Annotated in this window: 21 protein-coding genes and 1 pseudogene; 14 read left to right on the forward strand and 8 right to left on the reverse strand. The window is 33.7% G+C overall.

Annotated elements, in window-relative coordinates; all coding sequences use genetic code 11:
* Window positions 1–55: 55 nt before the first annotated feature.
* Complete coding sequence (locus AABL81_RS04525; protein WP_158210347.1) at window positions 56–1,210, reverse strand: MFS transporter; 1,155 nt, start codon at window positions 1,208–1,210, stop codon at window positions 56–58.
* Window positions 1,211–1,382: 172 nt separating this feature from the next.
* On the opposite strand from AABL81_RS04525, the gene AABL81_RS04530 reads away from it, so the two are divergent.
* From AABL81_RS04530 to rplS, 3 genes are all read left to right on the forward strand, one after another.
* Complete coding sequence (locus tag AABL81_RS04530; protein ID WP_158210346.1) at window positions 1,383–1,715, forward strand: DMT family transporter; 333 nt, start codon at window positions 1,383–1,385, stop codon at window positions 1,713–1,715.
* Window positions 1,716–1,771: 56 nt separating this feature from the next.
* Window positions 1,772–2,452, forward strand: a complete 681-nt coding sequence (gene trmD, locus AABL81_RS04535; protein ID WP_090408726.1) for a tRNA (guanosine(37)-N1)-methyltransferase TrmD — start codon at window positions 1,772–1,774, stop codon at window positions 2,450–2,452.
* Window positions 2,453–2,720: 268 nt separating this feature from the next.
* Window positions 2,721–3,071 (forward strand): 50S ribosomal protein L19, encoded by a 351-nt coding sequence (gene rplS, locus AABL81_RS04540; RefSeq protein ID WP_158210345.1) that lies wholly within the window; start codon window positions 2,721–2,723, stop codon window positions 3,069–3,071.
* Window positions 3,072–3,298: 227 nt separating this feature from the next.
* Here rplS and AABL81_RS04545 read toward each other — a convergent pair whose 3' ends face one another.
* The 5 genes from AABL81_RS04545 to AABL81_RS04565 all read right to left on the reverse strand — a co-directional run bounded on the left by AABL81_RS04545 (window position 3,299) and on the right by AABL81_RS04565 (window position 13,317).
* Entirely contained in the window at window positions 3,299–6,970 is a 3,672-nt protein-coding gene (locus AABL81_RS04545; protein ID WP_341340447.1) for an ABC transporter permease/M1 family aminopeptidase, read from the reverse strand.
* Between the two features lie 3 nt (window positions 6,971–6,973).
* Window positions 6,974–7,849: an ABC transporter ATP-binding protein gene (locus tag AABL81_RS04550; protein WP_090408735.1), complete on the reverse strand. Its 876-nt coding sequence runs from the start codon at window positions 7,847–7,849 to the stop codon at window positions 6,974–6,976.
* Between the two features lie 503 nt (window positions 7,850–8,352).
* Window positions 8,353–9,384 (reverse strand): PLP-dependent cysteine synthase family protein, encoded by a 1,032-nt coding sequence (locus AABL81_RS04555; RefSeq protein ID WP_158210341.1) that lies wholly within the window; start codon window positions 9,382–9,384, stop codon window positions 8,353–8,355.
* An 81-nt stretch (window positions 9,385–9,465) separates the two neighbouring features.
* Window positions 9,466–11,526, reverse strand: coding sequence for a S9 family peptidase (locus AABL81_RS04560; RefSeq protein ID WP_341340479.1), 2,061 nt, complete (start codon window positions 11,524–11,526; stop codon window positions 9,466–9,468).
* A gap of 111 nt (window positions 11,527–11,637) precedes the next feature.
* Window positions 11,638–13,317, reverse strand: coding sequence for a S41 family peptidase (locus AABL81_RS04565; protein ID WP_341340448.1), 1,680 nt, complete (start codon window positions 13,315–13,317; stop codon window positions 11,638–11,640).
* 148 nt (window positions 13,318–13,465) lie between these two features.
* Here AABL81_RS04565 and AABL81_RS04570 point away from each other — a divergent pair, with 148 nt between their 5' ends.
* From AABL81_RS04570 to AABL81_RS04610, 10 genes and pseudogenes are all read left to right on the forward strand, one after another.
* Window positions 13,466–13,681 (forward strand): hypothetical protein, encoded by a 216-nt coding sequence (locus AABL81_RS04570; protein WP_341340449.1) that lies wholly within the window; start codon window positions 13,466–13,468, stop codon window positions 13,679–13,681.
* Between the two features lie 753 nt (window positions 13,682–14,434).
* The gene (locus AABL81_RS04575; protein ID WP_158210338.1) at window positions 14,435–14,677 is read left to right on the forward strand and encodes a hypothetical protein; all 243 of its coding nucleotides are present in this window, start codon (window positions 14,435–14,437) and stop codon (window positions 14,675–14,677) included.
* 32 nt (window positions 14,678–14,709) lie between these two features.
* Window positions 14,710–14,985, forward strand: a pseudogene (locus AABL81_RS13560) (type II toxin-antitoxin system RelE/ParE family toxin); the annotation flags it as partial.
* A 139-nt stretch (window positions 14,986–15,124) separates the two neighbouring features.
* Window positions 15,125–15,448 (forward strand): YbaB/EbfC family nucleoid-associated protein, encoded by a 324-nt coding sequence (locus AABL81_RS04580; protein WP_090408745.1) that lies wholly within the window; start codon window positions 15,125–15,127, stop codon window positions 15,446–15,448.
* Between the two features lie 4 nt (window positions 15,449–15,452).
* Window positions 15,453–16,202 (forward strand): DUF4369 domain-containing protein, encoded by a 750-nt coding sequence (locus AABL81_RS04585; protein ID WP_158210337.1) that lies wholly within the window; start codon window positions 15,453–15,455, stop codon window positions 16,200–16,202.
* A gap of 54 nt (window positions 16,203–16,256) precedes the next feature.
* On the forward strand, window positions 16,257–16,829 hold the full coding sequence (locus tag AABL81_RS04590; protein ID WP_341340450.1) for a Crp/Fnr family transcriptional regulator: 573 nt from the start codon (window positions 16,257–16,259) through the stop codon (window positions 16,827–16,829).
* 65 nt (window positions 16,830–16,894) lie between these two features.
* Window positions 16,895–17,899: a nicotinate-nucleotide--dimethylbenzimidazole phosphoribosyltransferase gene (gene cobT, locus AABL81_RS04595; protein WP_158210335.1), complete on the forward strand. Its 1,005-nt coding sequence runs from the start codon at window positions 16,895–16,897 to the stop codon at window positions 17,897–17,899.
* Window positions 17,896–18,672: an adenosylcobinamide-GDP ribazoletransferase gene (locus AABL81_RS04600; protein WP_341340451.1), complete on the forward strand. Its 777-nt coding sequence runs from the start codon at window positions 17,896–17,898 to the stop codon at window positions 18,670–18,672. The genes cobT and AABL81_RS04600 overlap by 4 nt, the downstream gene beginning before the upstream one ends.
* Window positions 18,657–19,217 (forward strand): alpha-ribazole phosphatase, encoded by a 561-nt coding sequence (gene cobC, locus AABL81_RS04605; protein WP_341340452.1) that lies wholly within the window; start codon window positions 18,657–18,659, stop codon window positions 19,215–19,217. The genes AABL81_RS04600 and cobC overlap by 16 nt, the downstream gene beginning before the upstream one ends.
* Window positions 19,218–19,314: 97 nt before the next feature.
* Window positions 19,315–19,737, forward strand: a complete 423-nt coding sequence (locus AABL81_RS04610) for an SRPBCC domain-containing protein (protein WP_341340453.1) — start codon at window positions 19,315–19,317, stop codon at window positions 19,735–19,737.
* Between the two features lie 38 nt (window positions 19,738–19,775).
* Here AABL81_RS04610 and AABL81_RS04615 read toward each other — a convergent pair whose 3' ends face one another.
* Window positions 19,776–20,534 (reverse strand): hypothetical protein, encoded by a 759-nt coding sequence (locus tag AABL81_RS04615; RefSeq protein ID WP_158210331.1) that lies wholly within the window; start codon window positions 20,532–20,534, stop codon window positions 19,776–19,778.
* A gap of 124 nt (window positions 20,535–20,658) precedes the next feature.
* The gene (locus tag AABL81_RS04620; RefSeq protein WP_158210330.1) at window positions 20,659–22,350 is read right to left on the reverse strand and encodes a M23 family metallopeptidase; all 1,692 of its coding nucleotides are present in this window, start codon (window positions 22,348–22,350) and stop codon (window positions 20,659–20,661) included.
* 188 nt (window positions 22,351–22,538) lie between these two features.
* On the opposite strand from AABL81_RS04620, the gene AABL81_RS04625 reads away from it, so the two are divergent.
* Window positions 22,539–22,829, forward strand: coding sequence for a hypothetical protein (locus AABL81_RS04625; RefSeq protein ID WP_158210329.1), 291 nt, complete (start codon window positions 22,539–22,541; stop codon window positions 22,827–22,829).

Here is a 22,829-nt window from a genome sequence, read left to right on the forward strand (position 1 = left end):
TTTTGCATTTAAAATGACGCTTTCTTTTATTCAAAAAAAAGCTGTTTTATACTTTCTAATTTCTTCTTGAGCGCAGATAAATCACAAAAGACATCCCTGCTAAAGCCATTCCGCCAATGCAAACCCCACTCCATCCGAAATATTTCCACAAATATAAACCAAAAGCCGAGCCAAACGCAGTTCCAAGGAAACTAAATGACATATAGACAGTATTTAATCTATTTCTGGCTTCTGGTAATAAAGAGTAAATACGGGTTTGATTAGACACATGAATTGTCTGCAATCCTAAGTCAATCAACACAATACCTATAATCAACCCTATAACTGAAGTGCTTGAAAAGTAAAAAACAAGAAAACTTAAACCTGTCATAAGTATGCCATAAAGTATCAATTTTCTCGCGCCTCCTGCTCCTCCTATTTTTCCAACCAATGGAGCTGCAAAGGCACCACAAGCTCCTATTAATCCAAAAGCACCTATCAACGCTGAATCATAACCAAAGGGTTCATTGTGTAACAACAAAACCATTGTAGTCCAAAAAGCACCAAATTGAGCAAAAGCTAAACTCGTTATTCCTGTTGCTTCTCTTAAAACAGGCTCTTGTTTTATCAACACAAACAGCGACTTATATAAGTCCATTAAATTCCCCGTAAACACAGGTTTATTCTGTGGTAATCTTATTTGAATCATTATTACTAAAAGAACACTAACGGCTGTAGCAATCCAAAACATACCTCTCCATCCTAACCATACACCCACAAAACCACTTATTGTTCTTGAAAACAATATTCCTATCAACAAACCACTGACTACAGTTCCGATTACCTTTCCCCTTTGTTCATCTGACGACAAACTCGCCGCCATTGGTAAAACTAATTGAGGTACAATAGACGTGGCACCGAGTATAAAGCTAATGATTTGCAATACTAAAAAGTTCTTTACTACAGCCGTTAAGGCTAAAGCAATCGTTGCTAAAATAGTAGTGAATATAATTTGCTTCTTGCGTTCTAATTTATCACCAAGGGGAATCATTAGAAACATTCCTATTGCATATCCTGCTTGTGTTAAATACGTCAAAGTACCTGCAGACGATTCTGAAACACCAAACTCATCTGCTATTAACGGAATTAAAGGTTGACAATAATATAAATTTGCTACAATTAACCCCGTAATTGCAGCCATAAATAAAACATTCGATTTAGATAAACTCATGTTACAAAAGTATAGCAATTCAGAAAAACAATTCTAATGCCAAAAAGCAAAATAGATAATTATTACAACTCTTAGATAAATAGCATAAGAATTACCTATAAACTAAAGAGTCTCAAAAAAATACTAAAAAACTATATATCTACCGCTTAATTGATATTTTTGCCAAAAAAACTTGAAGAACATTCTATTCTTATTAGTTGCTATTTTATTAGAAACTATAGCAACCAGCACACTAAAAGCGAGTCATAACTTCACTAAGTTACTTCCGACAATTGTAACAATTGTAGGTTATGCAGGTGCTTTTTACTTTCTAAGCTTAACCTTGCGTACCATTCCAATTGGTATCGCTTATGCTTTGTGGTCAGGAATTGGAATTGTATTAGTAACTGTAGCTGCTTACTTTATCTACAAACAAAAATTAGACGTTCCTGCTTTAATCGGAATTGCCTTTATTATTGTAGGAGTAATCATCATTCAATTATTTTCAAAAAGTCAGGCACACTAATACAATTTTGTTAACTAAGATTTCGATTGTACATTTGCCAAAATTTCACATTTATTATGCGCATAGATATTATTTCAGTTTTACCAGAACTAATAGAAAGTCCTTTTCAAGCTTCTATTTTAAAAAGAGCAATTACTAAAGGATTAGTAGAAGTACATTTTCACAACTTACGTGATTATAGTACCAATAAGCATAAGAATGTAGATGACTACCAATTTGGTGGTGGTGCGGGAATGGTAATGAGTGTTGAACCAATTGACAAATGTATCACAGCACTTAAAGCAGAAAGAGAATACGACGAAATTATTTATATGACTCCTGATGGAGAAACATTAAACCAACAGATGGCTAATGGAATGTCAATGTTGAAGAACATCATTATCCTTTGTGGACATTACAAAGGGGTGGATCAACGTGTACGTGACCATTTCATTACTAAAGAAATCTCTATTGGTGATTATGTACTATCTGGTGGTGAACTTGGAGCAGCAATTTTATGTGATGCTATCATCCGTTTAGTTCCAGGTGTATTGAGCAATGAAACCTCAGCACTGACAGATAGTTTCCAAGATAACTTACTTGCTCCTCCTATTTACACAAGACCAGCGGAATACAAAGGATGGAAAGTTCCTGATATTCTATTAAGTGGAAACTTCGCTGCTATTGATAAGTGGAGAGAAGATAAAGCGTATGAGCATACAAAAAACAGAAGACCTGATTTATTAGATAGAGAATAGGTTCTAAAATATTCTTTCCCTAAACTATTACACTACATCCTTACTAATGTTGTTTTTTAAGACTTCAAATCAAAAGTAAGAATACAAGTAGCAAAAAATAGCGAAAACAAAGGAATAAAAAACTAACAAACAGAATAACAAGCAGTTATTATTAAAAAATAATTACTTGTTATTCTGTTTTATTTTTTATATTTGCACTCGATTTAGACCAACCTCTGGCGAGGTCCGTGTATGTTGTTCTAAGATTAACACATTATACATTATTACAATGGCAGATTTAATGAAATTCGTTCAAGACGAATTAGTTGCAAAAAAAGATTTTCCTGAATTCAACGCAGGAGATACTATCACAGTTTACTACGAAATTAAAGAGGGTGAGAAAAAAAGAACTCAGTTCTTTAAAGGTGTAGTTATTCAAAGAAGAGGTTCTGGAGCTACTGAGACTTTTACTATCCGTAAAATGTCTGGAAACGTAGGTGTAGAGCGTATCTTCCCTGTAAACATGCCAGCTTTAGAAAAAATCGAAGTTAATCAAAGAGGTAAAGTTCGTAGAGCTCGTATCTTCTACTTCAGAGAACTTACTGGTAAAAAAGCAAAAATCAAAGAAAGAAGAAGATAATCAACTTTCTGAGAGTTATAAAAAAAGAGATTGTAGCAATACAGTCTCTTTTTTTTTATGCCTATAATTCAGCTGTAATAGCATTGAAAAACAAGTTCTATTTACTATCAAAACGAATTGGATTATCTGAAGTATTATTACACCTAACTTCTGCTATACTATAGTTAAGTACACAAAAAAAGGAGCCTTCACAATGGAAAGCTCCTTTACAAAATATACTTAATTTATTACAACTTCTTACGGTTGTCAAAAGAACGAGTATCAATCAATTTGTAATACGGATCTATACCAACCTCTGTTGGTTCTTCATCTACAATAATTGTAAACTCATTTTCAATTGCAGTTATCTTTACTTTTTTCAAGTAAAGCACCTTTTCGTCTTTCGACTTCTTATCGCTTGTCTCTTTTGACTTATCAACCTTTGCAAAAACACCTACCTCAACATAATCTGCTAAAGGAAGTGATTCTATCATCAAGTCCTTATCTCCTTTAAAAGTTAATTGTTTATCTCCCTTATCGGCATACAACTTCTCTCCTTTTTCACCTGCTCTGTGTTTACTCACAAAAGCCTTTATCTTCACTTCATACTTGCCGTTGTCTAACTTTTTAACCTCAGCTTTATCAACGTAATTATCGTAAAGTGTAATCGTTTCAAACATATCTTTAATCATATATTGCAACGAATCTGGTGTAGCTACTTTTAAATCGGCTACTAACTCCGCTGTTGTTGTAAAAGGAGCCTCTTGAAAAGCAACCTTTTTAATATATGCTTTCAACGTACCATTTAGCTTATCATCTCCAATATAATCACTCAACGTATAGAATACTAACGACCCTTTGTTATAGTGGATGTATTGCTGATTCTCGTTATACATCAATGGTTGTTCTTTCTTTCTCTCGCTACCTCTTCCTCTTAAATAACCATCTAACGCATCTTTTAAGAAACGACGCATTTGTCCTTTCCCATATTCTTGCTCTAATACTTTAAGCGAACTATATTCAGACAAACTCTCTGATAACATCGTTACTCCTTGTACGTTTCCTCCAATCACTTGATGTGCCCACCATTGATGTGCTACCTCGTGAGAAGTAACAGAGAAAGGATAATCTACTGCATTCTCATCTGTCTCATCTACATCTGCTACAAACCCAATTGTTTCTGAAAAAGGAATTGTATTGGCAAAGGATTGAGCAAATGATCCCATTGTCAATGGAAACTCAATAATACGCGCTTGTTTATGTTGGTAAGGACTAAACTCTTTGCTATAATAAGCTAATGACTTTTTCACACCTGAAATCATACGATCTATATTATATGGATGTCCTTTGTGATAGTACACTTCTATATTGATGTCATTCCACTTCTCTGATTTCACTTCATATCGTCCAGAATTAAACGCATAGAAGTTCAACATCTTTTGGTCCATCTTATAGTGGAAATAACGTCTATCGCCTTCTGTCCACTCTTTTTGCAAATACCCAGGAGCAATTGCAATTTGGTCAGCTGCTGTGCTTACAGTTGTTTCAAATCGAATCCAATCAGAATCACTACTGATATACGTATTTTGCAACGCCTTTTTATCCGATTGCTTTGCCATACGCTCTTTCGGCTGTAAATCGTATTTCTTACGTACCTCATCATCGGTTAACTCACCTCTTTCGCTATACCCTAAAGATGGAAATATACTATTATTGATAAAAGTACCATTCTCTAAGACAGGAGAATTTGAACGCAGTAACGTATTCGGTTTATTAGCAACAGTAAATGTCATCTTTACAGAATCACCAGGTTGAAGTGGTGTTTTAAAACGGTAAAACTGCAACCCTTGCACACTATCTTGAGACAAGAAGTCAGCTCCTTCAATCGCTATCGTATTCTTATAATCAACCAAATAATTAACAAGTAAACTATCTACTGCTTGAGTAGATTTATTCTTCAACACATACACCCCTTTTGCAGAGAAATCACGCGTATTAGGAAAAATATCAAAGTCCACTTTTACATCAACAATACGAGGTAACACTAACGAAGCATACTTTTTATACGTCTTTTCATATTCCACTTGAAGCAACTCCATTTCTTTCGCTGAATGGTAAGTATTCAGTACAGACGCTTCATAATACAAATAACCACCTATTGATAAGAAACCTACTAAACACAACACTGTTGGTACAACAATCAATGCATTTGCTCGTTGTTTTGCATAAAAAATACGCTCTTTTAAACTACCGAATGTTCCTCTTCTCCAAAACAATAAAGTCAATCCACCTAAGAAACAAACAAATAACAGCCAGTAAAAAGCATAGATATAGAACTTCGTTGCTCCACTGCCAAAACCATTCATATCTGAATAAGAAGACATTGGTAAGTCATTAAAGAAAAACAGTTGTTGTTCTATTCCTATAGCCGTCAATTCAGGCCAAGCAATAGATAAGACTAACAACACAAAGAAACCAATGATATAGTTTCTAAACACCGTTTGAACAGCAATACTAAACAACGCCCAAATGATATAACCTACCCACGAAAAAGCAAGTAAACTACGCAGATACAAGCCTATTTCAAATTGGTAATAACCATTGTAAATTTGAATTCCTATTCCCGTTATCATAATCACTAATAACAATACAAACTGCAATGCTATTAAGGCAAAAAACTTAGAGACAAAGAACACCCAGTTTGGTGTAGCTGTTGAATCTACTAATAAGTTCATTTTAGACAACGAACCTCTTTGTACTAATAATCCAGAACCAAGGAACGTCATAATCAAGATAAACAAATCAAACGTGCTTCCTGGTATTTCTAAGATACTACGCGTTAATGGGAATGTTTTAGTACCGTACATCGTCATAGCAAATCTACCTACAGATACCATAAACAATATTCCAACACCTATTAAGATTAAGAATACTCTATTCTTCGCTAAATATTTAAAATCAAGTTTTGTAAACGCCCATACATTAGTCCAATCTCTTTTACACGAGTAATCGTAAGTAACTTTCGGCAATTCAATTTTAAAGATTCCGATAAAGTTGTTTTTAGTAACGCGTTCTCCTTTTACTTTTTTACCAAAAGACAATGTCATTGGGTGTTGAGAAAAACGGAACATCTTTCCTAACAACAGTAAGAAAAAGGCAGTAACACCTAACCATATTAAACGGTTGATGATAAACCATTTTTCTAACGGAAGTCCGTTGTAATTCATCTCATTTACGGTCCAATATTGTGTGTAATAACGCAAAGCTTGTCCGCCTGTCGGATCAATCAACGCTGCTACCACACGATTGTCTAAATCAGAAGCTATACCACTTACAACACCTTGTAAGATGATTAATATCAAAATAACTACAAAACCGATGTACACATTTCGAGTCAAGGTAACTACTGTAAACACAATAGCCCCCATAAACAGCATATTCGGAATGACATTGAACAAATACACTTGTACATAGTTCATAATATTATTTGGTCCAACCAACGTCTCATTTGCCCACGGTAAAAGCGTAGCGATAAACGCAGCTACTCCCATAGACAGTGAAATCATCAGGGTAACCAAGAATGAACTCAAGAATTTACCTGCTAAATAGTCAACTTTAGAGAATGGATAAGCATAAAGTACGTGATGCACATTATACTTGTAATCCCTGTATATTGAAGCCCCAATAATAGATGGAAACAAAAAGTACAACAGCGAATTAAAGCTATAGATGAAAGAGTTTAACATTAAAGGCGAATTGACAAAACGCAATGAGCTTGTCGTATTCTTCACGGAGTCAAACATTCCCAATGAACTAACCATTGCGAAAAAACACAAGGTAAAAAATATCGCTATGTACAAATAAAAGGTCCAGTTCTTAAACCAACGTTTAAGCTCAAAAGAAAAAATAGTTCCAAACATAGCTTAATCGTTTTTAAGTGCCACAAAATAAACATCCTCTAAGTTTGGTTTCACTTGTGTAAATCCAGCATCAGCTAAAGAGTTTTGTGAGTAAGCACGTACATTTAGTTTATTGTCTTGGTTGTATTTTCCAGAAAGAATAGTCAATTCTTTGTTTAGCACCTCAGCCTCTTCACGAACAACCTCCTTCGTCCAAATCATTCCCTCTAACTTTTGTTCTGCTTGCTTAGGCGTACTTCTTTCCAATAGTTTCCCTCCGTTCAAAATAGCCATCTCGTGACATAATTCGTTTACATCATCTACGATATGCGTCGAAAAGATAACCGTATTATTATTACCAATCTCGCGAAGTACATTTAGAAAACGGTGTCTTTCTGCAGGGTCTAATCCCGCAGTAGGTTCATCTACAATAATCAATTTAGGATCGTTTAACAACAACTGAGCAATTCCAAAGCGCTGTTTCATTCCACCTGAATAGCCACTAACACTTTTGCGTCTTACCTCATATAAATTTGTAACATCTAATACGCTTTTTACAATTTCACTGCGTTGTTTAGCATTTGAAATCCCTTTCAAACGTGCGAAGTACTCTAACAAATCAAGAGCAGACATATTCGGGTAAACACCAAAATCTTGAGGTAGATACCCCAGTATTTTTCTAAACTCATTTTGTTGTTCTAACACATTGATATCACCAAAATGAATAGAACCACTATCTGGTTTTTGCAACGTAGCAATCGTACGCATCAAAGAAGATTTACCAGCACCATTAGGTCCTAATAACCCAAACATTCCTGCACCTATCTCTAAATTTAAACCATCTAATGCTTTAACCCCATTTTTATAAGTCTTACTTAAATTTTCTATAACTAATTTCATAATTCTACTTTTGGTTTACCCTATTAGTGAGTAAAAGACTCTGATTGTTACATCTTTTTTTCAAAAAACTTTGATGCTATTGACTATTTGATTTTATAGTGTCTATGACTTCTCTTCAAACACAAGCGCTGTTATATAAAGAATCGCATTAAAATAATTAACTATATTTGAAAATACCTTAACCTTATAAAAACCAACTACTATGTTAAAAAAAGCACTATCTATTCTCCTAATCATTTTAGGAATTTATATGATTTACTTAGGCACAAAAGCGAATATGCTCCCTCCTTCTATCACGGGAATTGGCTTTATAATTATCGCGGCATTATTTAATCTTCCGAAAGAAAAAATAAACTAAAACAGTTTTTTTTATAAACAACTAAAAACCAATTCATTACACAAAAACACATCGTTTGATAGTATCATATGATACTATCAAACTAACTATCATATACAAAAAAAGCACCTCAATTGAGGTGCTTTTCTATAACATAACGCAAAGCTTACTTTACGTAGTTGATTTCATTTTTAGGTTCTCCATCTAAGAAACCTTGTTGCTCCATCCAAGAGTCGCTATAAATTTTACTCATATAACGAGAACCGTGGTCTGGGAATAACATTACAACAACACTATCCTTGTCAAACTCACCTTCAGCAGCATATTGTCTTGTTGCTTGTAACACAGCACCAGAAGTATATCCTAAAAACAATCCTTCTGTACGTGCTAATTCACGAGCAGCTTGTGCAGCATCCTTATCTGTCACTTTCATAAACTTGTCGATTACAGAAAAGTCAGTCGCAGTAGGAATAAGGTTTTTACCTAATCCCTCAATTTTATAAGGAGCAATCTCATTAGGGTCTAACTCACCTGTTTCGTGGTATTTTTTCAATACAGAACCATAAGCATCAACACCTAATACTTTTACGTTAGGATTCATTTCCTTTAAGAACCTTGCAGTACCAGAAATAGTACCACCAGTACCAGAACAACAAACAAAGTGTGTAATCTTCCCATTTGTTTGGTTCCATATTTCAGGACCAGTAGATAAGTAATGAGCCTCCGTATTCAACTCATTAAAATATTGGTTGATATAAATAGAACCAGGTAATTCTTTATGTACGCGTTTTGCAACTTCGTAATATGAACGAGGGTCATCAGCCGCTACGTTAGCAGGACATACATAAACTGTAGCTCCCATTGCACGTAACATATCGATTTTATCCGGAGATGATTTATCACTAACAGACAACACACATTTGTATCCCTTAATAGCACTTACCATTGCAATACTAAATCCAGTGTTTCCAGAAGTAGTTTCTACAATCGTATCTCCAGGTTTTAAAATCCCTTTCTTCTCAGCTGTTTCAATGATATGTAAAGCAATTCTATCTTTTGCAGAATGCCCTGCATTAAAAGCCTCAACCTTTCCGTAGAAGTTTCCTTCTAACTTAGCAGTTGCTTTTGGCAATTTTACTAAAGGTGTATTTCCTACAAAAGACAATACATTATCATACGCTTGAATCTCTTCTTTCATAATTTTATTTTTTATTATAGCCTTCACATTGCTGTATCGACTTCCTTTATACCTAACAAATTTACTAAAAAATAGTGCTAACTATTTCGTAATTCCTTCTAAATCGAACATAAAAGCAAACTCTTTTGCTACTTCTTTCAAAGCTTCAAATCTACCTGAAGCTCCTCCGTGTCCTGCATCCATATTTGTATCTAAAAACAACTGATTGTCATTTGTTTTCATCACTCTCAATTTAGCAATCCACTTCGCAGGTTCCCAATACTGCACTTGCGAATCGTGTAATCCCGTAGATACATACATATTCGGATACGCTTGCTCTTTTACATTGTCAATTGGCGAATAAGACAACATATAGTCGTAATACTCTTTATCATTTGGGTTACCCCACTCATCATACTCCCCTGTTGTCAACGGAATACTGTCGTCTAACATCGTTGTTACCACATCTACAAAAGGTACTTGTGCAATAACACCATTGTACAAATCAGGGCGTTCGTTCACAATAACTCCCATCAACATTCCCCCTGCAGAACCACCCTCTGCATACAAGTGTTCTTTAGAAGTATATCCTTCTTTAATCACGTGTTCAGAACAAGCGATAAAGTCGTTAAACGTATTTTTCTTTTCTAACAGTTTACCATCTTCATACCAATCACGTCCCATATCTTCCCCTCCGCGAATATGTGCAATTGCGTACACAAATCCTCTGTCTAACAAACTCAAACGCGTCGTTGAAAAATAAGGTTCCATCGAATATCCGTACGAACCGTAAGCGTATAACAAGAAAGGATTAGAACCATCTTTCTTCATTCCCTTTTTGTACACCATTGAAATAGGCACTTCTACTCCGTCTTTCGCTGTAGCCCAAATACGTTCTTCTACGTAATCGTTCTTGTCAAAAGTTCCCAATACCTCTTGTTCCTTCTTTACCTCTTTCTCTTTGGTTTTCATATTGAAATCAATGATAGAAGCAGGCGTATTTAACGATTGGTAACCATAACGCAAGATGTCTGTGTCAAAGTCAATATTCGTTGTCGTATAAGCGTTATACGTTTCACTTCCGAAAGGTAAATAATACCCTTGTTCAGGATTGTTCCAAGGTAAAATACGCAAGTGAACAAGTCCGTTTGAACGCTCAGAAATAACCAAATAATCTTTAAAAATATCAATATCCTCTAACAATACATCCTCGCGATGAGGGATTACCTCAACCCAGTTTTCAACAGACGTTTGCGTTTCTGTACATTTCATCAACTTAAAGTTGTCTGCATCATCTAAGTTAGTTGTTACATAGAAGTGTTCTCCGTAGTGAGAAATATTGTACTCCAAACCGCGAATACGCTCTTGGAAAACGCGAAACTCTCCATCTGGGTTATTAGACTCTAAAATACGGTACTCACTTGTCAGTGTACTCTCAGAACCAATAACAATATATTTATGTGATTTCTCTTTACTTACATACGTATCAAAAGTTTCATCCTCCTCAAAATACACCAATACATCTTGGTCAACAGCAGTTCCCAATTTGTGTTTATAAATCTTATCTGCTCTAAGCGTTACCTCATCTTTACGAGAGTAAAACAACGTCTTGTTGTCCGCAGCCCACGTAGAACTACCCGTTGTATTTGTAATTTCAATCGGAGAAATCTCACCTGTAATCAAGTTCTTTACATATAGTGTGTATTCTCTACGCGAAACCGTATCCACACCATAAGCAGCCCATTGGTTGTCTTCAGAAACGTTTACTCCACGTAAATGGAAATAAGCGTGTCCTTCTGCCATTTGGTTACAGTCAAAAAGAATCTCCTCCTCTGCCTCCATACTGCCTTTTTTACGAGACATAATAGGATAACATTGCCCTTTTTCAAAGCGAGTTATATAGTAATAACCATTGTAGAAATAAGGAACCGAACTATCGTCTTCCTTAACTCTCGCTTTCATTTCTTCAAATAAATCCTTTTGGAATTCTTGTGTATGAGCAGTTTGCTCTTGGTAATATGCATTCTCTGCATTTAAGTAATCAATTACTTCTTGATCTTCTCTATCGTTTAACCAAAAGTAGTTGTCAATTCGTGTATGGTTGTGTGCCGTTATCTCGTGAGGTTTCACCTTAGCAACTGGCGCTTGTATATCTATTTTCATCATATTCATTAAAAGTACAAAAGTAAGGTTTTATAACTTGTAGACATAAAGTTTAGGCATTTAGATTAAGGGGGAAAAAAAGAGGTAATAAACCATCACCTCTTATATATTCTATTCACTTTCAAGTAATCGTACAGCCAACCTTTCTGCTGTATAAATATCGTAATGCGTTGCCTTCATTGAAACTTTATGGTCAATTTTCAACCCATTTCTCTGCACATTATACTTTTCATCACCTGGATAATACGCACTATTTCCAGTGAAATCTATACTCGTTCCATCTAACAAGGGAACAACAATTCTATTCATAACTGCCCCAAATGTTTGTTCTCCTACAGTGATACAATTGGGTGATTGCTGAATAGCCATTGCTATAAACTCAGCATTACTCCCTGTCGAACCATCAACTAAAAGTACTACTTTACCTTTGTAATAGTTTTTATTTTTTCCACCAACAACAAAAGGATCTATGATCATATTCAATGGAAACTCTTGGTTTCTTTCTCCGTAACCCGGACTATGCACACCAAGAATAGAAATAAACTTTTTCTTTTCTGGAAGCAAATATTTTGCAATATCATTCGGTCTAATATTTTGAGGGTAATTGCGCAAGTCAATTATAATGCCCTTGGTGTCTTTATATTTTTCAAACGCTTTTTTCAATTCATCACGAGTAATCGTTGCTAACGAAATATATCCTATCTCTTTTTCCAAATTCCATTCTTGTTCCTTGTACAAACTCTTACTTTTATCTTTATCATACATCGAATTAAACTTGTATAGCGAAACTTCTTTCTTCTCTAAACGACCATCTTTTTTCTTTACCTCTACAGTAATTTTATCTTTTGAAGAAGCCAAAAACAAGAAACTTTCATAATATTTTTTCAAATAACTATCGTTGGATACACTGACATAAGCCCCTACTTTTTCCTGTAAATACTTCTTAACAGACAAGCCATCTATCGAGTAAATAATATCACCTACATCAATTCCTTCTTTAGCTGTAATAGCTGTATTCTGTAAAAAATACACAACAATAGAATCATTCACAACCTTCCCATTAAAAGCCGGATAAAATTTAAAATTATCTTTCAAATATTGGCTATCCTCATAATTACTATGTGAATCGTTTAAGGCAACAAACAGCTTTTCTTTCGTGTATTCAAATTCCTTTCCTTCTGTATTTTCAAAAAGAGGCACAAACCTTGTCAATACCTCATCCCAAGGCGTGTCAGTTAAATACAGATTGATGTTCCAATACTTCATCATATTCCAAAAAGAACTCAAAAGCAACGCTCTATGTCCTGCATTTGTATTCGTATATCCATCTAACTTATTTTCATTTAGAAAGTCAATCATTTTATTAACCTTATGGCGTTTTGCATAATGAAACTTAAGGTTGGTATTATCCCTTAAATCGCGAAGTACTTGCTTCAAACTATCATTAAATCGAGGACTATCTATCCAATCGTACTTTGCATTATCTGTAAATAGTTTAGCCTTATCAAGTCCCTCTTTCTTGATCAAATTTTTATCATCGTTAAACGTATTAATCCACGCTAAAAAAAACGCGTTAAGTACTTGTGGTGTTTTAATCGTTACAACCTGCTCATAAGCTTTTAGAAACTCCTCATTCATATCAAATTTGCCACTACTGCCTACTGGATGTTTATATTTAACCAAACCCCAGATATGAATCAAATCTTCTATATTATTATCCTTTGACACACTGCTCTGTCCGTAAAAAACAGTTGTAAACATTACAACAAGTACAAAAATCACTTTCTTCATTTTAATGGTTTAATAGTTAGTTCGTAAGATATAACGATCTATAATTCATTAATAGTATATCACTACGTTAGCTTCTACAAAACAACTTGCTTTACAAAAGCTTTTATGGTAAGGTATTGTTTTAATTGACGATAAAAGTAATGATGGTTTGTTAGAAGTAACGTTAACTACTAACAGAACTATTTGTTCTCTTTCTACTGATGATGAATTAATGGAAGAGAAAAAACAATTAGAAGATTATCTTGTTATGGTATCAGACTGTTCTATTAAAAAGGCAGGTACTATTAACGAAGCTATTCTTAACCAGTATTCGTTACAATCTCAAACGGCATTAAGTCGTAAATACCTCGGAATTAAGTCGTAATTAGTTCGCAAAAAAGGCCTTTAGGTGAGGTAATTACGACTTATTTACGGCTTATTTGCGACTAAATGTCATTTAAAACCATCTCAATCCCTTTATATATAAGGGATTAGGTAGAATTGAGTACAAAAGTGGGACAGACTAATTAGTGCATATGATGTCAAATGATAGCAAATGATGTCAAAATAACCGCTTTGCCGATTTCTATGTTTGGGCTATTCCTACTTTTGCATTAAATATAACAGACATTTGTTCTGCTTATCACCCCAATACAAGCTTGCTAAGTTCTTTGATATCCTTGTAAAACAGCAATATCCGTTTAGTATTACTAAACTATGGTTTTAATTTTAGTCGTACCATATTCGAGACTGACACCACACAAATTCGAGAGATGTTCGGAAAACACCCCCTGTTTCCGAGCGAATGTGGGCGTTGTGTCGAACTTGTGTCGAACATGGTATAGACAAAACCCCCGTAAGTGCCTTGTTTACTGAAATACAGAAAATAGCATTGGTACACTACACCACTATAATTAAGCAGCAATCAATGTGTTGTTTTTGGAATGCTACCATACTGCTCTCATCGGAATTATGGAAAATGTATGGGAACATAATAAGAGCATTGTGTTTGCATTTTGGGAGCATACCAAATAAGACCAATAGCATTTTGCATATAATTACTATCTAATTATCAACAACTAAAAAAACAATTTAGTTGTTATTATTTTTTATAACTTTGAATATTAATAAGTTATAAATGGATATACAAACAAGAAAATTAGAATTCATTAAAGAATTTCTAAAGGTTCAAAATGAAGAACTTATAAATCGTTTAGAAAACCTATTGTATTCTGAGCCAATATCTTATGACGATACAATAGAAGAAGTGATGAGTATTCAGAAACTGAAAGAGAGAGTTGAAAAATCACTTTCTGACTCTAAAAATAATCGTCTTACTTCAAATGAAATTTTACTTTCAGAAATAGAACAATGGAAGTAACGATCTATTAGACAGATTTTGCAAAAGAAGAACTACATTCTATCTATAATTTCACGCGAATTAAGAATAGTGCTGAATTTTCTAAAAAGATTATCAAGAAGATTATTGATTCGATTATAATATTAAAATCTTTTCCTGAACTTGGACAGATAGAAACTTTGTTACAAGATAAAAAACAAAGCTTTCGCTTTATCATTCAAGATATCTACAAAATCATCTATTGGTTCAACAATCCTAACAATAGAATTGAAATCATCGATATCTTTGATTGCAGACAAAATCCCATCCTACTAAATCGCATTACATAACCTCGTTTCACCTTAATGTTGTCCCTTGTTCATCCTTTCAAAAACGACTGCTTTTTATATTTTAAGTATTCTATAACATTTCTGTAGAACTTCAAAAGATTTTAATATTTTTGCTCAACAAATTTTTAATACATTAGATATGTTTGGAGACTTAATGGGTATGATGGGTAAATTACAAGAGACCCAAGCGAAGATTGAAGAAACTAAAAAAAGATTAGATACTGTTCTAATTGACGATAAAAGTAATGATGGTTTGTTACAAGTAACTTTAACAGCTAACAGAACTATTCGTTCTCTTTCTATTGCTGATGAATTAATGGAAGATAAAGAGCAATTAGAAGATTATCTTGTTATGGTATTAAACCGTGCTATTGAAAAAGCAGGTACTATTAACGAAGCTGAATTAGCTGCTGCTGCTAAAGATGGAATGCCAAATATCCCAGGATTAGACCTATTCAAATAAAAATATGAAAAAAATTCTTTACACTCTTTTAATAGCTACTGGAGCACTTTTCGTTTCTTGTAATAAAGAAAGCGGAAAAGGTAACTTAATTGTTACTGGAAAAGTAGATGGCTTTAAACAAGGTAATTTATACTTGTATCAAATACAAGATACTGTTTTTAAAGCAATCGACTCTTTAGCTGTGACTGGAGATTCAAGTTTTAAATTTGATTTAAATATTGATTCCCCAGAGGTATTCTTTTTGACGTTAGACAGAGGACATACAAATTCTCAAGACAACCAAATTATGTTTTTTGCTGAACCAGGGCAAATGACTGTTAATACTACTTTGAAGAATTTTTATGCTGATGCTAAAGTAACAGGGTCTAAATCTCAAGAAACATACGAAAACTACTTAAAAACAAGATCTGCTGTTTTAGATAAACAAAACGAATTGTTAGTAGCGCGTTTCAACGCTGAGAAAGAAAACAATGCTGCTAAAATTGATAGTATTACTAAACTGTCTAAAAAGTTCTTAGTTAGAAAATACCTTAACGCTGTAAATTTTGCATTGAATCACAAAGATTCTGATGCTACTCCTTATATTGCATTGACTGATTTATATGATGCAAATGTGAAATACTTGGATACGATTTACAAATCGCTTTCTCCTGAAGTAATGGCACATAAATATGGTAAACAATTAGAAGAGTTTATCAAAGAAAGAAAAGCAATGGAAGAAGAATTAAAGAATAATTCTACTCCTCAAGAATAATTGATTAACGCCCTACTTTTTTCGTAGGGCGTTTCTTTTTTGTTATTTTTGATTATGCCAACATTTACAGAAAAACTTCAAAGTAGCTTACAACTTTCTGTTGAAGAAACTAAAATAGCAGAAAACTTATTCTCCCCAATTACTTTTAAAAAGGGTGAATTATTACTTGCTACCACGCAAAAGTGTAACCACCTCTACTTTATACAATCTGGCTTTGCGAGAATCTATGCTATACAAGACGACAAGGAAATTACACAGTGGATTAGTATGCCTAATTACTTTGTAACAGACTTATCTGCCTGGTTATTCAACACTACAAGCAAATGGAATATTGAGGCCTTAACACCTATTCAGGCACTTGTGATTTCAAAATCAGATTATCTTACTTTAGAACAACAAATTGCTAATTGGTCTGCAAAAGAAAGAATGTTTATAGCCCATTGTTTTGAACAGATGGAACAGCGTATCTTTCAATTTATTTCTCTTAACGCAGAACAACGATATAGGAATTTTTTTAATGAATATGGGGGACTATTCAATGAAATACCTCATCAATATATTGCGTCTATTTTAGGAATAACACCAGAAACACTCAGCCGTATTAGAAAGAAATCAATTTCCTTTTAAACGTTTATTCTTATACTGATATATTACGAATTAAGTTATATTTGTGTAAACCAACTTACTACACAATGACTTTTGACGAGCAACTTCAAGAAAAAATTAATTTAAAAACAAAACCATTAAAAGCACTTGGACTATTAGAGGATATTGCTTTTAAAATAGGAAGAATTCAACAATCATTAACCCCGCAACTTGTTAACCCTACAATTGTAGTTTTTGCAGCAGACCACGGTTTAGCTAAAGAAGGTGTTAGTGCTTACCCACAAGAGGTAACTTTTCAAATGGTTAGTAATTTTCTAAGTGAAGGAGCAGCTATTAATGTATTTTGTAAGCAAAATAATATTGACATCAAAATCGTAGATGCTGGCGTAAACCACAACTTTTCTTTATCTCCAACTTTAATAGATGCTAAGGCAGGATATGGTACAAAAAATATGTTGGCAAATCAGGCAATGTCAGAAAGTGAATTAAACTTTTGCTTTGAAATGGGACAGAAAATTGTACGTGATATTGCTGAAAAGGGTACTAATATAATTGGATTTGGAGAAATGGGAATTGGAAATACTTCTTCTGCCTCTTTGTTAATGAGTGTTTTCTTAGACTTACCAATTGATAAATGTGTAGGTAATGGTACGGGATTAAATGCAAAACAATTGCAACAGAAAAAACAGACACTTACTGCTGTATTAGACGCACATCCAAAACCAAAAACACCACAGGAAACACTTATGTTCTTTGGTGGTTTTGAAATTGCCCAAATGTGTGCAGCTATGTTAGAAGCGTATGAACACAATATGATTATCTTAGTAGATGGTTTTATTGCTTCAAGTGCTTTTTTATGTGCTAATAGAATTAACCCTAAAATAATAAACAACGCTATTTTCTGTCATAAATCAGATGAAATTGGTCATAACTTAATGCTTCGTTCTTTAGAACAAAAAGCGATTTTAGACTTAGGAATGCGATTAGGAGAAGGTACGGGCTGTGCTTTGGCTTATCCTATTATCGAAAATGCTGTTGCCTTTTTAAATAATATGGCAAGTTTTCAATCTGCTAATGTGTCAAACAAATGATTCGGAGGCAACTAATTTATATTGCTACAGCTATTATGTTCTTCACCAGAATACCTATACCGTTTAAAATACCGTATAGCGAAGAAATAATGAATAAATCACAGCGATACTTTCCCTTTATTGGGTATATCGTAGGTGGTGTGGCGGCAATGAGCTTTTACTTATTTCAATTCTTATTTTCAATTGACATCGCTATTGTATTATCAATGTGTATCTCTGTATTATTAACAGGAGCATTTCACGAAGACGGTTTTACTGATGTATGCGATTCTTTTGGTGGTGGTTATGGCAAAGAAAAAATAATGACTATTATGAAAGATAGTCGTATTGGTGCTTATGGCGTAATCGGTATTGTACTGTTGCTTCTACTAAAATTTCTTGCCTTACACGAACTCGGAAGTGCATCTATTTCATTAGTAGTCATTACGCTAATAAATGCGCATATTACCAGTAGATTTCACGCTTCTACAATGATTTACACACATCAATATGTACGCGACACAGACCAAAGTAAATCAAAACCATTAGCTAATAAAAGATTACCTTATCAATCGCTATTATTTTCACTTACGATAACACTTGTTCCCTTTTTCCTTTATAACAACTATATTTTTATCCTCAGTTTTTTTATCAGCTATTTGGGTAAACTCTATTTAGCTTATTACTTTAAAAAACACATCGGCGGATATACAGGTGATTGTTTAGGAACGATACAACAAGTATGTGAAGTGCTATTTTACCTATCAACTATACTATTATGGAAATTTATGTAATGCGACACACCGCAGTAGATGTCCCCACTGGCGTATGCTACGGTCAAACTGATGTACCTTTGTTAAATGGATACACAGATGAAATAAAAATAACAAAACAACGAATTCCTATGGATATTGACGCAATCTTTTCAAGCCCTTTGAGAAGATGTACGTTTATTGCAGAAGAATTCAACCAGTTCTACTCCTCTGACGATAGGCTATTAGAAATGGATTTTGGAGCTTGGGAAATGCAACCTTGGGATGAGATTCCGAAACAAAGTTTTGATAACTGGATGAACGATATTGTGAATACATCTCCTCCTTATGGGGAGAACCTTATGACTGTACAACAAAGAGTGACTTCCTTTTTAGACGAACTAAGACAAAAGAAATACAACAAGGTTTTATTAATTACACACGGAGGTCCAATGAGATGTATGTGGAATTATCTATTGAATACTCCTTTAGAAAACACATTCAAAATTCCGGTTGGCTATGGTGAGGTCTTGCACTTCAACCTTGGAGAAACGAAGAAAGACGACTATATCGTTGAAAAAATGTAGGCATACTATAGCAACTTTTCAGAAAGTGTTTTCTTGATTAAAGTCAAGAGATCTTTGTTTGTGAAGACACATCTTTGTCATCTAAACAATTGACAAGATGAAAATAGAAACAAGTATAACTATTCAAGCGACTAAAAAACAAATTTGGGATGTATTAATGGACTTTCAAGAATATCCGAATTGGAATCCTTTTATTTCACATATTGAAGGACAGGCTGTGATTGGAATGCCTTTGTTTATTCAGCTTCCTTCAATGTCTTTTAAGCCGATTGTATTCTGCAATAGAAAAGAACGTTATTTTAGTTGGAAAGGGAAACTACTCTGTAAAGGTATTTTTGACGGACACCATTGTTTTAAAATAAAACAGATTAATGAAGTACAATGTGAGTTTTACCACAGTGAAGAATTTTCAGGAATCCTTGTTCCTTTCTTGAAAAAAAAATTACAAACTGAAACTTTAGCTGGTTTCATTGCGATGAATAAAGCTTTAAAAGAACAAGTAGAAAAGTTGCATTTATAACATAAAAAAAGCTCGTTGAATCAACGAGCTTTTTTATATTATTCTAAAATTTCTATTTCTTTCTCTACACGTAAAGGGTCGTAACTAATCACTTCCCAATCTTTATCTAATAAATTGATGTAGTAATAATTTACATTATCATCTTTATCAAACGCTCCATTTTTATTAATATCCTCAATTGTTCTAAAGTACAACCTATTTTGAGCATCAATTACAGTCCAATCTAACACCTCGTGTAAATTTTCACTCAACCTTTTAAAACTTTTCCCATTAGATCTACTAATGTAAAGTGTTTTGATATCATTAGAGTCAATCTTACCATCTCTGTTTGTATCCGCATCAAAAATGCTATACACTAAAATATTCTTCTTGAATTTCTCAGCAATAGTGTTTAAATATGTAACACTTTGGATTTGTATTTTAGCATCCGTCAGCGGTCTAATTTCTAAAGAATCTTTGTGTTGAAACATTAAATTCTCAAGATATCCTGTTAATTCAAAAGGAGCATAATTTGAAACTGTATAAGAAGTTTGACTCACTTTACTCATACCACTTTTAGAAGTATAGCTATAAACGCGTACTTCACCAACTGGGTGAATTAAATAATTAGACTGTCCCATTAAAACAGGTAAGTCAGCGATACGAATATCCTCTGCTCTTTCTTTTTCTTTTACTGTTTCAGTACCAACCGTAGAAGAACTCTCTTCTTTATAACTAACTTTTGGCTTCTCTTCTTCTTGCTTACAAGCTCCAAATACTAAAAAGATTCCTAAAAACAATCCTACGCCTAATTTCATAATATGAGTGTTTAATAAATCAAAGATACTTAATTCGTGTTTTTATCCATCAAAATGAGTAATCTATTTTTTAGCTGTACTTCTCTACAGCTGAATAAACTACCTATTAACAGTTATTCGTTATTTACTTAATGAAGAAATGAGATTCGAAAACACCTTCATTTCCTACATTATCAGTAACTTTTATCACAACGTCATTTCTACCTGAAACAACCACCTTATCACTAAACTTATGTACAATTTTCTTTGTTTTATAATCGTAATCTAACAAAGCCCATTTTCCATTAATTGTTCCCACAATAGATGAAATACCAGCCACATCGTCAGAAATTAAAAAAGAAACTTCTGTTGCACTACTAATCCACTGTCCTTCTTCAAAACTCGGTTTGTAAATCTTAGGCGCAACTTCATCAGTCAAAATCTTATAATCTCCAAAACTCTTTGTGTAGATAGTCCACAGATTTCCTTTTTTAGTTGTTTTGAAATAATCTCTTTTTCCCCCATCAACACGAGCGATAAATGCTTTATCTCTATTTGATATATCCATATTTGAAGTATCAAATGTAATGGCAATACTTTTCGCCATTGGAACAACAGGCTTGTGTAATTTCAACACATTATTTGCAACAGACATATTCATTTCAAAATCATTGTAAAACGCTTTAACAGGCATACTCACTGTTACGTTCTCCTTTTCAAAAATATAATCTCTATCTGCGTTGATTTTGTATTCTCCCGACTCCACTTTTCTTGCATTCTGAACTACTTCATCAGCATATTCAACCGGAATACTAATTGTTTTTGTGTTTCCGTGATAATCAGAAAGCACTATTTTATACGTATAGTTCTCCCCTGGTTTCACATTAATTTGTCCTTTAGAAGCATCAATTGATAAAACCGAAAGATTATAAGGTTTGTCATAAAACAACTTCTGTACTTTCTTTCTTGTTGTAACAAAACGTTCATAGTCAATTAACGCATTAACCAATCCGCTTTCAGCAAAAGAAAAACGGTCGAACTTATAATTAAAGACACGCTTACTATTTACAAAAGTTTCAACTGCGTAAACACCGTTTTTGTTTGTATTGAAATTAGCTGTATCGTGAATATCAATTCCAAAACCAATGGTACCTTTCGCTTTAATAGGCGAAACTAAAAGCGTTCCATCATTTTGAGTAACATATGATAATTGCTGAGGAATCTGTCCTTGATTTACAACTGCCTCATCACTCAATGGATACACAAAAACAGCATTTACAGAAGGAACCTGCGTATCAGTCAGCATTTTATCCATTCCTTCACCCAATGGGTTTAAAATTTGTTGTGTCTGCGTATCTCTAAATTCGTAGTGTAAATGTGGTCCACCAGAACCACCCGTATTACCAGTATAAGCAATAATTTGTCCGCGTTTTACTGCAAGTTGATTCTTACGAGGGAATATTTCAATTTCAAAACTCTTTTCAGCATAATGTCTGTTTTTCACTAAATCAGCAATCTCTCCAGCATAACTATCCAAGTGTCCATAAACAGTTGTTTGTCCATTAGGATGATCAATATACAAAGCCTTACCATACCCCCAAGTTGAGACTTTAATTCGCGATACGTACCCATCAGCTGGAGCATAAACAGGCAATCCCGTACGCTGTTGGGTCTTAATATCAAGTCCTGCGTGGAAGTGAGTACCTCTTAATTCGCCAAAATTACCAGACGCATTAATAGGAATATGTAAAGGATTGTCAAATTGAAGGGTGTTGTTATTTTGAGCGTAAACACCGAAACCGCATAAGATAATACCAGTAAGTACTCTTACATTCATAACAAAAAAACTTTTTGGCTAAAATACATAATAAGAGCCAAAATATTTAGTATTATGACTTAAAATGAACAACATAGCTAACAGCTTGTAAATTATGCATAGAAATTTTCTTTTTTTTTTATGAAAGCTTTTTAAATATGAATACTAATTGTAACTTTGTAGTATTAGGATAGTGAATATTAAGCGTAATGAGTGAACTAACTGATGTTGTCAATTCTTTGGAAGTTAAGTTTGCAAGACTTGTACAAAGACTGAATGTATTAGAAGCTGAAAATAAAGAGTTGAAAAAGACTTTACTTTCAGCAGAAGAGGAGATTCAAAGAAATGAAAAGCAGTTGGATTCAATTTATGAAAAGTATGAATCGTTACGTTTAGCGAGTTCGCTATTGGGCAGTGAAGAGAATAGAAGAGATACGAAACTGAAGATAAATTCATTGATTAAAGAAATCGATCAATGTATAGCTCATCTCACAAAATAG

It is taken from the genome of Myroides sp. C1519 (assembly GCF_038039755.1).
Lineage (GTDB): Bacteria > Bacteroidota > Bacteroidia > Flavobacteriales > Flavobacteriaceae > Flavobacterium > Flavobacterium phaeum_A.